At 71.2% G+C, this 13,983-nt stretch carries 13 protein-coding genes and 2 tRNA genes; 12 read left to right on the top strand and 3 right to left on the bottom strand.

The window, feature by feature from the left end; translation table 11 throughout:
• Positions 1 to 3: 3 nt before the first annotated feature.
• The 3 genes from yidD to rpmH are packed head-to-tail and all read right to left on the bottom strand — an operon-like array spanning position 4 to position 937.
• Entirely contained in the window at positions 4 to 372 is a 369-nt protein-coding gene (yidD, locus tag ACUXPL_RS06240; protein ID WP_002856440.1) for a membrane protein insertion efficiency factor YidD, read from the bottom strand.
• Positions 373 to 771, bottom strand: a complete 399-nt coding sequence (gene rnpA, locus ACUXPL_RS06235; RefSeq protein WP_454182606.1) for a ribonuclease P protein component — start codon at positions 769 to 771, stop codon at positions 373 to 375.
• A gap of 28 nt (positions 772 to 799) precedes the next feature.
• Positions 800 to 937: a 50S ribosomal protein L34 gene (gene rpmH, locus ACUXPL_RS06230; RefSeq protein ID WP_002856443.1), complete on the bottom strand. Its 138-nt coding sequence runs from the start codon at positions 935 to 937 to the stop codon at positions 800 to 802.
• A gap of 342 nt (positions 938 to 1,279) precedes the next feature.
• Between rpmH and dnaA the strand changes: the two genes are divergently transcribed.
• The 12 genes from dnaA (at position 1,280) to ACUXPL_RS06170 (ending at position 13,950) form a co-directional block, all read left to right on the top strand.
• Positions 1,280 to 2,827 (top strand): chromosomal replication initiator protein DnaA, encoded by a 1,548-nt coding sequence (gene dnaA, locus ACUXPL_RS06225; protein ID WP_454182604.1) that lies wholly within the window; start codon positions 1,280 to 1,282, stop codon positions 2,825 to 2,827.
• Between the two features lie 751 nt (positions 2,828 to 3,578).
• Positions 3,579 to 4,694, top strand: a complete 1,116-nt coding sequence (dnaN, locus tag ACUXPL_RS06220) for a DNA polymerase III subunit beta (RefSeq protein ID WP_454182603.1) — start codon at positions 3,579 to 3,581, stop codon at positions 4,692 to 4,694.
• A 21-nt stretch (positions 4,695 to 4,715) separates the two neighbouring features.
• Entirely contained in the window at positions 4,716 to 5,930 is a 1,215-nt protein-coding gene (gene recF / locus ACUXPL_RS06215; protein ID WP_454182601.1) for a DNA replication/repair protein RecF, read from the top strand.
• The gene (locus ACUXPL_RS06210; RefSeq protein ID WP_010079771.1) at positions 5,923 to 6,486 is read left to right on the top strand and encodes a DUF721 domain-containing protein; all 564 of its coding nucleotides are present in this window, start codon (positions 5,923 to 5,925) and stop codon (positions 6,484 to 6,486) included. Before recF ends, ACUXPL_RS06210 begins: the two co-directional genes overlap by 8 nt.
• Positions 6,487 to 6,855: 369 nt before the next feature.
• Positions 6,856 to 9,006: a DNA topoisomerase (ATP-hydrolyzing) subunit B gene (gyrB, locus tag ACUXPL_RS06205; protein WP_454182600.1), complete on the top strand. Its 2,151-nt coding sequence runs from the start codon at positions 6,856 to 6,858 to the stop codon at positions 9,004 to 9,006.
• Positions 9,007 to 9,074: 68 nt separating this feature from the next.
• On the top strand, positions 9,075 to 11,771 hold the full coding sequence (gene gyrA / locus ACUXPL_RS06200; protein WP_406890850.1) for a DNA gyrase subunit A: 2,697 nt from the start codon (positions 9,075 to 9,077) through the stop codon (positions 11,769 to 11,771).
• Positions 11,768 to 12,268, top strand: a complete 501-nt coding sequence (locus tag ACUXPL_RS06195; RefSeq protein WP_454182599.1) for a DUF3566 domain-containing protein — start codon at positions 11,768 to 11,770, stop codon at positions 12,266 to 12,268. The genes gyrA and ACUXPL_RS06195 overlap by 4 nt, the downstream gene beginning before the upstream one ends.
• Positions 12,269 to 12,368: 100 nt before the next feature.
• A tRNA-Ile gene (locus ACUXPL_RS06190) sits at positions 12,369 to 12,442 on the top strand.
• Positions 12,443 to 12,500: 58 nt separating this feature from the next.
• Positions 12,501 to 12,662 (top strand): hypothetical protein, encoded by a 162-nt coding sequence (locus tag ACUXPL_RS06185; protein WP_010079767.1) that lies wholly within the window; start codon positions 12,501 to 12,503, stop codon positions 12,660 to 12,662.
• Positions 12,663 to 12,673: 11 nt separating this feature from the next.
• Positions 12,674 to 12,746, top strand: a tRNA-Ala gene (locus ACUXPL_RS06180).
• Positions 12,747 to 12,857: 111 nt separating this feature from the next.
• Positions 12,858 to 13,646 (top strand): queuosine precursor transporter, encoded by a 789-nt coding sequence (locus tag ACUXPL_RS06175; RefSeq protein ID WP_454182598.1) that lies wholly within the window; start codon positions 12,858 to 12,860, stop codon positions 13,644 to 13,646.
• Positions 13,647 to 13,722: 76 nt separating this feature from the next.
• Complete coding sequence (locus ACUXPL_RS06170; RefSeq protein ID WP_020624434.1) at positions 13,723 to 13,950, top strand: amphi-Trp domain-containing protein; 228 nt, start codon at positions 13,723 to 13,725, stop codon at positions 13,948 to 13,950.
• The last annotated feature ends 33 nt before the right edge of the window (positions 13,951 to 13,983 follow it).

Raw genomic sequence — 13,983 nt, 5'->3', positions numbered from 1 at the left:
GGGTCAATCCTCCTGCGGGAGATCAGGTGGGATGGGAGGGTGGTTCAGGGCGAGGATGCGCGGCTGCCGGCCCGGCGGCCAGCGCCGGTGCCCGGGCGGGACCGGGTCCACGCCGCCGTCGTTCCAGGGATGGCACCGGCCGATGCGCCGCGCGGCGAGCCAGGAGCCCTTCACCGCGCCGTGCACGTGCACGGCCTCCAGCCCGTAGGCGGAGCAGCTGGGGAAGAACCGGCACACGGGTCCGTACAGCGGGGAGACCACGGCCCGGTAGACCGTGAGCAGTCCGGCCAGCAGGGCGGACGGCAGCGCGCGCAGCGGCCCCCACTCACGGGAGGGCTCGAGCACGACGAAGGGCGAGGGCGTGACGGTCATCTAGGCGTGCTCCGAGGCGGCGGGCAGGTGCGGCTTCACGGCCTTGCCGAGCGCACCGATGGTCTCGCGGCGCAGCCGCGCGTAGTCCGCCTCGGCGGCGGCCGGCAGCGCGCGGACCTGCACCAGCACCGGCAGGTCGCGCAGCGGGGGCACGCGCATCTGATCCGCGACGACGGCCCGCAGCCGCCGCTTCACCCGGTTGCGGGTCACCGCGTTCCCCACGGCTTTGGACACGACGAACCCGGCCCGCGGCCGAGGGGCGCTCGGCGACGTGGACCGGGTCTGGTCGGGGTCCGTGGCGACGCTCACCACGACGGTGCGCCGACCCGCGCGGGTACCGGTGCGACCGAGGTGACGGAACTCCGCGGGCGTGCGGACGCGGCGGTCACGGGGCAGCACGGGGCGCGCCGTCCCTGGACCGACGTCCTCAGGCGGACAGCTCGGCGCGGTTCTTGCCGCGGCGAGCGGACAGGATGGCGCGGCCGGCGCGGGTGCGCATGCGGGCACGGAAGCCGTGCTTGCGGGCACGACGGCGGTTGTTGGGCTGGAACGTGCGCTTGGTCACTGTGATCTCTCCACGACGTGTTGTGTGCCTTCGACCGTCGACCTGAGCAGGTGGACCAGGGGGAAGGACCGGTGAGGCTCTGACATGAAATCCCCGGCGGGCACGATCAACCGACACCCGGGGGACCAGACGACTCTAGTGGCCGGGGTGCGCGGGGGTCAAACGGGTGCGCGCGGATCCCGGACGCGCACGGGCGCCCGGGACGGTCGTCCACAGGATGATAGGGGTTGTCCACCGTCTGTGCACAACCCTGTGGACAACCGTTAGACTCCGAGCACCGTCGTCCGTCTCGCGCAGCCGTCCCCGTCCCCTGGGACGTCTGTCCCAGGAAAGGAAGCCTCCGTGGTGGCAGACCAGGCCGTGCTCAGCTCGTGGCGCTCCGTCGTGGGCTCCCTCGAGGACGACGCGCGGGTCAGCGCCCGCCTCATGGGCTTCGTCTACCTGGCCCAGCCGCAGGGCCTCATCGGCAACACGCTCCTGCTGGCCGTGCCGAACGAGACCACCCGCGAGACGCTCCAGGGCACCCAGGTGGCCGACGCCCTCACGGACGCCCTGACCAAGGAGTTCCGCGAGGAGATCCTGCTGGCCATCTCGATCGATGCGAACCTGCAGCCGCCGCGGACCCCCTCCTCGGAGGCCCGCCGCTCCTCCCTCGCCGGCGGGCCGTCCGGCACCGCGGCGCCGGACGTCGAGCTGCCCCCGGCCGCGACCGCCGCCACCTCCCGCCGCGCCGTCGCCGAGGAGCTGCCAGGCTTCCGCATCGAGCCGCCGGCCGACGTCGCGCCCGCCGCGACCGCGGCCCCGAACGGGAACGGCAAGCCGACCCCCGCGCCGCCGTCGACGTCCGCGGAGACCAGCCGCCTCAACGACCGCTACCACTTCGAGACGTTCGTGATCGGCTCGTCCAACCGGTTCGCGCACGCCGCCGCGAACGCGGTGGCCGAGGCGCCGGCGAAGGCGTACAACCCGCTGTTCATCTACGGCGAGTCCGGCCTGGGCAAGACGCACCTGCTGCACGCGATCGGACACTACGCCCGTCGCCTCTACCCGGGCCTGCGGGTGCGGTACGTGAACTCGGAGGAGTTCACCAACGACTTCATCAACTCCATCCGCCACGACGAGGGCGCCTCGTTCAAGCAGGTCTACCGCAACGTGGACATCCTGCTGATCGACGACATCCAGTTCCTGGCGGACAAGGAGGCGACGGTCGAGGAGTTCTTCCACACCTTCAACACGCTCTACAACAACAACAAGCAGGTGGTCATCACCTCGGACTTGCCGCCCAAGCAGCTCTCCGGGTTCGAGGACCGGCTGCGCTCCCGCTTCGAGTGGGGGCTGATCACGGACATCCAGCCGCCGGACCTGGAGACGCGCATCGCGATCCTCCGGAAGAAGGCGGAGGCCGAGGGGCTCGTGGCCCCGCCGGAGGCGCTGGAGTACATCGCCTCGCGCATCTCCACGAACATCCGCGAGCTCGAGGGCGCGCTGATCCGCGTGACCGCGTTCGCCTCGCTCAACCGGCAGACCGTGGACATCGAGCTGGCCGAGCATGTGCTCAAGGACCTGATCACGGACGAGACGGCGCACGAGATCACGCCGGAGCTGATCCTGCACGCCACGGGGGAGTACTTCAATCTCACCCTCGAGGAGCTGACCAGCAAGTCCCGCACCCGCACGCTGGTGACGGCGCGGCAGATCGCCATGTACCTGCTGCGCGAGCTGACGGAGATGTCCCTGCCCAAGATCGGCCAGGTCCTGGGCGGCCGCGACCACACCACCGTCATCCACGCGGACCGCAAGATCCGCGAGCTGATGGCCGAGCGGCGGACGATCTACAACCAGGTCACCGAGCTCACTAACGAGATCAAGCGGAAGCAGCGCGGCGCCTGAGCCACCCGCTGTCCCACCCTCGAGTCCCGGTTCGAACCTTCGACCGGGACTCGAGCCTTCTTCCACATTGTCCACCGGTGTGGACAACTCTGTGGAGAACCCCCGGTGCTGTGGACAACCTCCGCCCCTGTGGATGGCGGAATCAGGCCGCTCACGGCGCGTCCACACCCCTGGGGACGACGACGGTGCACAGGCTGGTGAATCACACGGATGTCATTCGATGGTCCACATCTATCCACAGATCTCCACAGCCGAAAACCGCATGATCTCGCGGTTTTCGACGGGTGTGAATGCGTCCTGTGGACAGGAATGTGGACAACTGGGGGGTCGATCCGGGGACGAGTCTGGACAACTCCGGACGGGCCTGTGCAGAGCGGGGGGAGGGCCTTCGCGGCTCGTCCACACCGGATGCACACCCCGAACGAGCGGGCGTCCACACGGTTCCCCCAACCGGATCCGCATGGTGGCGCGGCAGAACGGCGTTCTCCACAGGATCCACACCCGCTACCACTCCTTCTGATCCCTCTGGAGAGATCCCGCCAAGCAACATCATCTCCGCCGCCCCGCACCGAGCCGAGCGCCTCGACGGCCCGGGCTGCGCCCGGGCGCTCGGAATCCGTGGAATCACACCGCTGTCATTCGTCGGCGACCTGACACCCGCCGCACGGACCGCCTATGCTGAGGCCCGCGTGTCGCCGTTCCCCCCGGGCCCGCAACCCCCGTCATCACCCCCAGAGAGGCAGTGCAGCTCGTGAAGTTCACCGTCGAACGCGACATCCTCACCGACGCCGTCTCCTGGGCCGCCCGCTCCCTGTCCCCGCGCCCGCCGGTGCCGGTGCTCTCGGGCCTGCTGATCACGGCCGAGGCCGGCATCGTGTCCATCGCGAGCTTCGACTACGAGACCTCCGCACGCCTGGAGATCGAGGCGGACGTCGAGACCGCGGGCCAGGTGCTCGTCTCCGGCCGCCTGCTGAACGACATCGTCCGCTCCCTGCCTCAGGCCCAGGTCACGGTGGAGCTCGACGGCGGCAAGGTGCTCGTCACGTGCCGCTCCTCCCGCTTCGCCCTGGCCACGATGCCCGTGGGCGACTACCCGGCCCTGCCCGAGCTGCCGGCCCCCGCGGGCACCGTGGACGGGGCCGCGTTCGCCCACGCCGTCGCCCAGGTCACCGTCGCCGCCTCCAAGGACGACACCCTGCCGATCCTCACCGCCGTGAAGGTGGAGATCGAGGGCGACACCATGACCTTCCTGGCCACGGACCGCTACCGGCTGGCCATGAAGGAGATCCGCTGGACCCCGGCGGACCCGTCCCTCTCGACGTCGCTGCTCATCAAGGCGCGCACGCTCACCGAGGTCGCCAAGTCCCTCGGCTCCGGCGGCGACCTGGAGATCCTGCTCGGTCAGACCGCCGACCTCGTGGGCTTCGCCTCCGGCGGCCGCCGCACCACCTCCGTGCTCGTGGACGGCGAGTACCCCAAGATCCGCTCGCTCTTCCCCGAGTCCAGCCCCATCCAGGCCGTGGTGGACACCGCCGCCCTGGTCGAGGCGTCCCGCCGCGTGGCCCTCGTGGCCGAGCGCAACACCGCCCTGCGCATGGTGTTCACGGACGGCCAGGTCACCCTGGACGCCGGCACCGGCGACGACGCGAGCGCCAACGAGTCCGTGCCGTGCACGCTCGAGGGCGAGGACATCACCGTGGCGTTCAACCCGTCCTACCTCTCCGAGGGCCTGGCCGTGGTGGACCAGCCGCAGGTGCGCTTCGCCTTCACCTCCGCGCCCAAGCCCGCCCTGCTCACCGGCGTGAACCAGGAGGACGGCGTCGTCTCCGACTACCGCTACCTCGTGATGCCGGTGCGCATCGCCTGACGCAGGGGGCCCGACGCTCCCGTGTACCTGTCCCACCTCACCGTCGCGGATTTCCGGTCCTACCGCTGGGCCGACCTGGAGCTGACGCCGGGGTCCACGGTGCTGCTCGGGGCCAACGGGGTGGGCAAGACCAACCTCGTGGAGGCGATCGGCTACCTCGGCGCCCAGCAGTCCCACCGGGTCAGCTCGGACGCGCAGCTCGTGCGCTTCGGCCGGGACCGGGCCCGGATCGCCGGACGCGTGCACCGCGGTTCCCGCACCGTCGCCCTCGAGCTGGAGATCCTGCCGGGCCGGTCCAACCGGGTGGCCATCAACCGCGGTGCCCCCGTGCGGGCGAAGGAGGGCCTCGGGATCCTGCGCACCGTGGTCTTCGCCCCGGAGGACTTGAGCCTCGTGACGGGGGAGCCCGGTGGCCGCCGTCGTCTCCTCGACCAGCTCATGGTGCAGCTGCGTCCGGCCCTCGGCGAGGCCGCCGCCGACTACGAACGCGTGCTGCGCCAGCGCAACGCCCTGCTCAAGTCGAGCCGCGGCTCTCGCCGCTGGGGCCCCGAGGAGGACGCGACCCTCGCCGTCTGGGACGAGCACCTCTGCGCCGCCGGCGCCCGCCTGCTCCACGGCCGCCTGTACGTGCTGCGCCTGCTGGCCCGCCCCCTCCAGGAGATGTACGCGGCGCTGACCAACGGCTCCAAGGCGGCGGCCTACGCCTACGAGTCCACCGTCCCGCTGGCCCGCGGCACCCACGCGGAGGTCCCGGCCGTGGCGGACCTGGCCGCGGACATGCGCCGGACGCTCGAGGCCCAGCGGGAGGAGGAGCGGGCGCGGTCGCTCACCCTGGTGGGCCCCCACCGGGACGAGCTCGCCCTCTTCCTGGGCCCGGCGCCCGCGCGCGGCTACGCCTCCCACGGGGAGACGTGGTCGCTGGCCCTGGCCCTGCGCATGGCGGCCTACGACGTGCTCGTGGCCGACGACCCGGACCCCGACGCCCGCCCCGTCCTGATCCTGGACGACGTGTTCGCGGAGCTCGACGCCGCCCGTCGCCGCCGCCTCGCCGCGCTCGTCCACCGGGCCGAGCAGGTGATCGTCACGGCCGCCGCGCTCGAGGACGTCCCCGAGGAGCTCACGGCCCACCGCGTGCTCATCCGCCAGGACGCGGAGGGCTCCGAGGCCGTGGCCGCCGCGGCCCCCGTGGAGGGGGACATCCGCGAGCCCCGGCGCGAGGGCGGCGCCGATGGCTGAGACCCCCGCCCCGTTCGAGCCGGACCGGCCGGACCTGGCGCTCGTGCAGCTGCGTCGGGTCCGCGAGGCCGCCCGGGAGCGGGGCGAGGCGCCGCTGCGGGCGCGGGGGACGGGCGCGGGCCTGGCCGGGGCCATGGCGGGCACGACGTCGGCCGGCCGGGAGCGGCAGGACCGTCGGCGCCCGTTCGGGGGTGCGGACCGGGACCCGGCCACGGTGTCCACCGTGTTCGGCCGGCTCATCCGCGACCGCGGCTGGTCCACCCCTGTGGCGGTCGGCTCCGTGCTCACCCGCTGGGCCGAGCTGGTGGGGCCGGAGATCGCGCTGCACTGCCGCCCGGAGAGCTTCGAGGACTCCGTGGTGCGGGTCCGGACGAGCTCCACCGCGTGGGCCACGCAGCTGCGCCTGATGAGCCCCGTGCTCCTGCAGCGCTTCGACGAGGCGCTCGGGCCCGGCGTCGTGACCCGCATCGAGGTGGCGGGGCCGCAGGCCCCGAGCTGGCGCAAGGGGCCGCGCACCGTGCGCGGCGGCCGGGGGCCGCGCGACACCTACGGCTGAGTCCGGGGCCGCCCCCGCGCCGCCCGACGACGTCCCGGACGCGGCGAGGCCATGGGCGCCGCTCTGGCGCGCTCACAGGGTCGGTGACGGCCCGGGAGGCATGGGCGGTCTCCTGCGCACGTCCTGAGCCGTGTCCCTGGCCGCTGAGCGGGTGTTCTCCCGTGGCGGACCCCCGTCGATGCGGGCCCTCGGGGTGCCAGGCGGTACACTGGGACCAGTGAAAGGGGGCCGGCCGTCGTCCGTCCCCCGCCCCCGTGGATCTGCGGGAGCGTGTCGCGTGCCGGTCCTGTCCGGGCGGCGTCGCGCGCCTGCGCGCGGGTCGACCCTGCCGCCGACGTCCGAGGAAGTGAGCCACCCGTGGTTGACGCCATGCCCGAGAACCCCGCGGAGGAGCCGACCGCCGCGTCGGCCGCGCCGAACCCGGAGGCCGTGCCGGACGCCGTCGGGCAGCCCGAGGCCCCGGTGAAGGACCGGAAGGTGCCCGGTGAGTACGGCGCCAGCGCCATCACCGTGCTCGAGGGCCTCGAGGCCGTCCGCAAGCGCCCCGGCATGTACATCGGCTCCACCGGCCCGCGGGGCCTGCATCACCTCGTGTACGAGGTCGTGGACAACTCCGTGGACGAGGCGCTGGCCGGCTACGCCACCGGCATCGACGTCACGCTGCAGGCCGACGGCGGCGTGCGCGTGGCGGACGACGGCCGCGGCATCCCCGTGGACCTGCACCCCACCGAGGGGAAGCCGACCGTCGAGGTCGTCATGACGATCCTGCACGCCGGCGGCAAGTTCGGCGGCGGCGGCTACGCCGTCTCGGGCGGCCTGCACGGCGTGGGCATCTCCGTGGTCAACGCGCTCTCCCGCCGCGTGGACACCGAGGTCCGCCGTCAGGGGCACGTGTGGCGCATGTCCTTCGCGGACGGCGGCGTGCCCCAGGGCGAGCTGGTCAAGGGTGAGGCCACGGACGCCACGGGCACCGTGCAGACGTTCTACCCGGACTCGGAGATCTTCGACTCGATCGAGTTCGACTACGAGACCCTGCGCGCCCGCTTCCAGCAGATGGCCTTCCTCAACAAGGGCCTGCGCATCACCCTCACGGACGAACGCGTCCAGGAGTCCAACGAGGTCGTCGACGACGAGATCGCGGGCGAGGGCGCCGCCGGTGAGGACGTCGCGGAGAACGGCCTGGCGGAGGAGGCGGAGCAGGAGCCCCAGCGCCGCTCCGTCACCTACCTGTACGAGAACGGCCTGCTCGACTACGTCCAGCACCTCAACTCCGCCAAGAAGGTCGAGTACGTCCACGACGACGTCATCGCCTTCGAGGCCGAGGACGTCTCGGACGGCCGCTCCATGGCCGTCGAGGTGGCCATGCAGTGGACCTCCGCCTACTCGGAGTCCGTGCACACCTACGCGAACACGATCAACACCCACGAGGGCGGCACCCACGAGGAGGGCTTCCGCGCCGCGCTGACCTCCCTGGTCAACCGGTACGCGCGGGAGAAGGAGATCCTCAAGCCCAAGGAGGACAACCTCACGGGCGAGGACATTCGCGAGGGCCTGACCGCCGTGATCTCCGTGAAGCTCTCCGAGCCGCAGTTCGAGGGCCAGACCAAGACCAAGCTCGGCAACTCCGAGGCCCGCGGGTTCGTGTCCAAGGCGGTCACGGACCACCTCGGCGACTGGTTCGAGCGCAATCCGGGCCCGGCCAAGGAGATCATCCGCAAGGCCATCATGGCCTCGCACGCCCGCCTGGCTGCCCGCAAGGCTCGGGACAACGCGCGCCGCAAGTCCCCGCTGGAGTCCTTCGGCATGCCCGGCAAGCTGGCCGACTGCTCCTCGAAGGACCCCGAGCGCTGCGAGGTGTACATCGTGGAGGGCGACTCCGCCGGCGGCTCGGCCAAGCAGGGCCGCAACCCGGAGACGCAGGCCATCCTGCCGCTGCGCGGCAAGATCCTGAACGTGGAGCGCGCCCGCCTCGACAAGGCCCTCGGCAACGCCGAGATCCAGTCGATGATCACGGCGTTCGGCACCAACATCGGCGAGGAGTTCGACATCTCCAAGCTGCGGTACCACAAGATCGTGCTCATGGCGGACGCGGACGTGGACGGCCAGCACATCACCACGCTGCTGCTGACCGTGCTGTTCCGGTACATGCGCCCGCTCATCGAGGCCGGCCACGTGTTCCTCGCGCAGCCGCCGCTGTACCGCATCAAGTGGTCCAACGCCCCGCACGACTACGTGTTCTCGGACGACGAGCGCGACGCCGCCGTCGAGGCCGGCCTGGCCAAGGGCTGGCGCTACCCCAAGGACAACGGCGTGCAGCGCTACAAGGGCCTGGGCGAGATGAACTACCAGGAGCTCTGGGACACCACCATGGATCCGGAGCACCGCACCCTGCTGCAGGTGACCATGGAGGACGCCGCCGCCGCGGACGCCGTCTTCTCCATGCTCATGGGCGAGGACGTGGAGTCCCGCCGCACCTTCATCCAGCAGAACGCCAAGGACATCCGCTTCCTGGACGTCTGAGCCGGACCCGCAGACCTGCCTGAGCCGACCACCCTCCCCGCCGCCGCGGGGAGCACGAGAGGACCCGCGTGAGCGACGAGACCACCCCCCAGACCCCGGACGAGCCCGTCGAGGGCGCCCCGACCCCGCAGCCCCCGCAGACCGGCCTGGACATCGAGGTCGAGCACTACGTGCTCCCCGAGGGCGCCGCCGACAAGGTCGAGCCCGTCGACCTCGAGTCGGAGATGAAGCGCTCGTACCTGGACTACGCGATGGCCGTGATCGTCGGCCGCGCGCTGCCGGACGTGCGCGACGGCCTCAAGCCCGTGCACCGTCGCGTGCTCTACGCGATGTACGACGGCGGCTACCGCCCGGACCGCGCGTTCAACAAGTCCGCCCGCGTGGTGGGCGACGTGATGGGCAACTACCACCCGCACGGCGACACCGCGATCTACGACGCCCTCGTGCGCCTCATCCAGGACTGGGTCCAGCGCTACCCGCTGGCGCTCGGCCAGGGCAACTTCGGCTCCCCGGGCAACGACGGCGCGGCCGCCCAGCGCTACACCGAGACCAAGATGGCCCCGCTGGCCATGGAGATGGTCCGGGACATCGACGAGGACACCGTCGAGATGCAGGACAACTACGACGGCAAGCAGCAGGAGCCCGTCGTCCTGCCAGCCCGGTACCCGAACCTGCTGGTCAACGGCTCCTCGGGCATCGCCGTCGGCATGGCCACGAACATCCCGCCGCACAACATGCGCGAGGTGGCCGCGGGCGTGCAGTGGTACCTCGAGCACCCCGAGGCCACCCGCGAGGAGCTGCTCGAGGCACTCCTGGCCCGCGTGCACGGCCCCGACTTCCCCACGGGCGCCCAGATCCTGGGCCGCAAGGGCATCGAGGAGGTCTACCGGACCGGCCGCGGGCCCATCACCATGCGCGCTGTGGTCAACGTGGAGGAGATCCAGGGCCGCACGTGCCTCGTGGTCACCGAGCTGCCCTACATGACCAACCCGGACAACCTCGCCGCGAAGATCGCGGAGATGGTGCGGGACGGCAAGATCAACGGCATCGCGGACATGCGCGACGAGACCTCCGGCCGCACCGGCCAACGCCTGGTGATCGTGCTCAAGCGCGACGCCGTCGCCAAGGTGGTGCTGAATAACCTCTACAAGCACACCGAGCTGCAGTCGAACTTCTCGGCCAACATGCTCGCGCTCGTGGACGGCGTGCCGCGCACCCTGTCCCTGGACGGCTTCGTGCACCACTGGGTGAAGCACCAGATCGACGTGATCGTGCGCCGCACCGCGTTCCGCAAGCGCAAGGCCGAGGAGCGCGCGCACATCCTGCGCGGCCTGCTCAAGGCCCTGGACATGCTGGACGAGGTCATCGCGACCATCCGCCGCTCGGCCTCGGCGGACGTGGCCCGCGAGGCCCTCAAGGAGCTCCTGGACATCGACGACGTCCAGGCCCAGGCCATCCTGCAGATGCAGCTGCGCCAGCTCGCCGCCCTGGAGTCCCAGAAGATCCAGGACGAGTACGACGACCTCATGGCGAAGATCGCCGAGTACAACCGGATCCTGGAGTCCCCGCAGCGTCAGCGCGAGGTCATCTCCGAGGAGCTCGCCGAGATCGTGGCCAAGCACGGCGACGACCGCCGCACCGAGATCATGGCCGGCTTCGACGGGGACATGTCCATCGAGGACCTGATCCCCGAGGAGGAGATGGTCGTCTCCATCACCCGCGGCGGCTACGTCAAGCGCACCCGGATCGACCAGTACCGGTCCCAGGCACGCGGCGGCAAGGGCGTGCGCGGGGCGACGCTGCGCGGCGACGACGTCGTCGAGCACTTCCTGACCGTGTCCACGCACCACTGGCTGCTGTTCTTCACGAACTTCGGCCGCGTGTACCGCATCAAGACGTACGAGCTGCTCGAGGCCGGCCGCGACGCGAAGGGCCAGCACGTGGCCAACCTGCTCGCGTTCCAGCCGGACGAGCGGATCGCCCAGATCCAGCCGCTCGTGGACTACGGCCGGGCCCCGTACCTCGTGCTCGCCACGCGCGGCGGCCTCGTGAAGAAGACGCCGCTGCTGGACTACGACACGAACCGCACCGCCGGCCTGATCGCCATCAAGCTGCGTGAGGGGGACGAGCTGGTCTCGGCCCGCGTGGTCTCGCCCGACGACGACCTCATCCTGATCTCGCACAAGGGCCAGTCACTGCGGTTCACCGCCACGGACGAGGCGCTGCGTCCCATGGGCCGTGCGACCTCGGGCGTGACCGGCATGAAGTTCCGCGACGACGACTCCCTGCTGACGATGGACGTGGTGGAGGAGGACGGCTACGTCTTCACCGTCACGGACGGCGGCTTCGCCAAGCGCACCCACGTGGACGAGTACCGCCTGCAGAACCGCGGCGGCCTCGGCATCAAGGTCGCCAAGCTCGTGGACGACCGCGGCGAGCTCGCCGGCGGTCTCGTGGTGCGCGAGGACCAGGAGGTCCTCGTGGTGATGGCCTCGGGCAAGGTGGTGCGCTCCGCCGTCGCCGGCGTGCCGGCCAAGGGCCGCGACACGATGGGCGTGATCTTCGCCAAGCCGGACAAGCGGGACCGGATCGTCGCCGTCACCCTGAACAACGAGCAGGAGATGGAGGCGAAGGCGGACGCCGAGGCCGAGGCGGGGCCGGATGTACCCTTGGACGCAGACATCGACCCGACCGACCCCGTAGCCGCACCGGAGGACGCCCTGACGCAGGACGCCGGTGAGGGTGCAGACGGAGGAGAGCAGTGAGCACGTCCGCGTCGTCGCGTCCCGGCCAGGGACGGAGCACCGGGAAGGCCGCCGAGCCGCGGTCCGGTCGTCCGGTGCGCAAGGCCAGCGGGTCCTCGCAGGAGGACCTGGTCCGCGCCGTCCCGAAGGCCAAGGTGCGCCGCGCCCGCCTGGTGCTGACCCGGGTGGACCCGTGGTCCGTGCTGAAGCTGGCGTTCCTGCTCTCGGTGGCGCTGGGCATCCTCACGGTGGTGGCGGCGGTGGCGCTCTACTCGCTGTCCGACGTCCTCGGGATCTTCGACAGGGTCAACGACGTGATCGGCACCGTGCTCGGTTCCGAGGCCGGGCGCTACACCGTGGCGTCCCTGGCTCCGCTGAGCACCGTGACCTCGCTGGCCACCGTGCTGGCCGTGGTCAACGTCATCCTGCTGACCGCCCTGGCCACCCTGGCCGCGCTGCTCTACAACCTCTGCGCGAGCCTCGTGGGCGGCCTCGGCGTCACGCTGGCGGACGACTGAGCCGACCCTCGACGACGCCCCGCGCGGATTTGCGCGGGGCGTCGGCGTTCCGGTACAGTCATCTCCTGTTGTGAACGGCGTCAGTCGTGAGCGACGGTGAGGGCGTATAGCTCAGGCGGTTAGAGCGCTTCGCTGATAACGAAGAGGTCCCAAGTTCAAGTCTTGGTACGCCCACTCCCACCACACAGAGCCCCGGTCCGCTGGGGCTCCGTTCGTCTCCGGAGGTCTTCCCATGGGTCGACTGGCACGCGTGGCCCTCGTGGTCGGCGCCGCGGCAGCCGCCTACGGGGCGCGTCTCTGGCGGGAGAACAGTGCGGGGAAGGACGTCTGGGCCACGGCCACGGACGACCTGCCGGAGGACGCCGACGGCGTCGAGCCGGCACCGGAGGACTGACCGGTCCTCACGGGGGCATGGCGCAATTGGTAGCGCACCTGCTTTGCAAGCAGGGGGTTAGGGGTTCGAGTCCCCTTGCCTCCACCGATGAAGGGCCCGGGAGTCGTGAGACCCCCGGGCCCTTTCGTATGCCCAGGGTGGGTCTGTCCGCGCCCACCGCGCCCGTCGCCGTCGTGTGTGGTGTTGGATGGTCCGGTGAACACCACCATCGACACCCCGTCCCCCGACCGACCCGCCTCTGGGCAGGGCACTCCGGCCTACGCCCGGGTGCCCGCGAGCTACTACGACATCTTCGTGGGCGTCTTCATCGCCCTCCTCATCCTCTCCGGCGTCACCGCGGCCAAGCTCTTCTACGGCCCCACCGTCCCGGTCATCTCTGACCTCTTCTACGACGGCGGCCCCCTCATCTTCGACGGCGGCGCCTTCCTGTTCCCGTTCGCGTACATCGTCGGCGACATCCTCGCCGAGGTGTACGGCTGGCGCCGGGCCCGCCGCGCCATCGTCCTCGGCTTCGCGATGCTCGTGCTCGCCGCCCTCACCTACACGGTGGTCTCCTGGACCACGCCCGTCGAGAACTTCGAGGTCTGGGACCAGGCCCTCGCGCCCATGCTGCGGATCACCGTGGCCGGCATCGTCGCGTTCCTCGTGGGCTCCCTGCTCAACGCGTCCATCGTGGTCCGCCTCAAGGAGCGCATGAAGGAACGGCACGTGGCGTTCCGGCTCATCCTCTCCACCGTGGTCGGCCAGTTCTTCGACACCCTGGTCTTCTGCACCATCGCCTACGCCGGCAAGATCTCGCTGCTGGAACTGGCGAACTACACGGTGACCGGCTTCGGCTACAAGACGCTCGTGGAGATCCTCATCGTGCCGGTGACCCTGCTCGTCATCCGCGCCCTCAAGCGCCGGGAGCCCACCTACCGGGCGCCCGGCTTCGAGATCCACCGCGACGACGACCCCGCCGTCGGCCCGGCCGCATCCCGCTGACCCGCACGGGCCCCGGCGCGGCCGCGCCGGGGCCCGTCCGTCGCGCGCACCCCGCCCACCGGCTACCGTCGGTGCCATGGGCAAGGACCTCTTCGAGCACGAGCAGCAGCAGACCCTCAGCCGCGAGCAGGCCGCCGCACGCCTGCGCGACCTCGCCGACCAGCTCTCCCGGCAGAACGAGGTGCGGGTCGAGCACGGAGGCCGCGACGTCGTCGTCACCGTCCCGGACCGCGTGGGCCTCGAGGTGGAGCTCGAGGTCGAGGACGGCGGCGACGCCGAGCTGGAGATCACCCTCAGCTGGTGACCGGCCCCGGGCCGGCCGCCGTCGCCTTCCCGT

This window comes from Micrococcus sp. 140720015-1, from assembly GCF_053627595.1.
The sequence above is the reverse complement of the archived record's forward strand: the minus strand, read 5'-3'. Positions and strand labels throughout refer to the sequence as shown.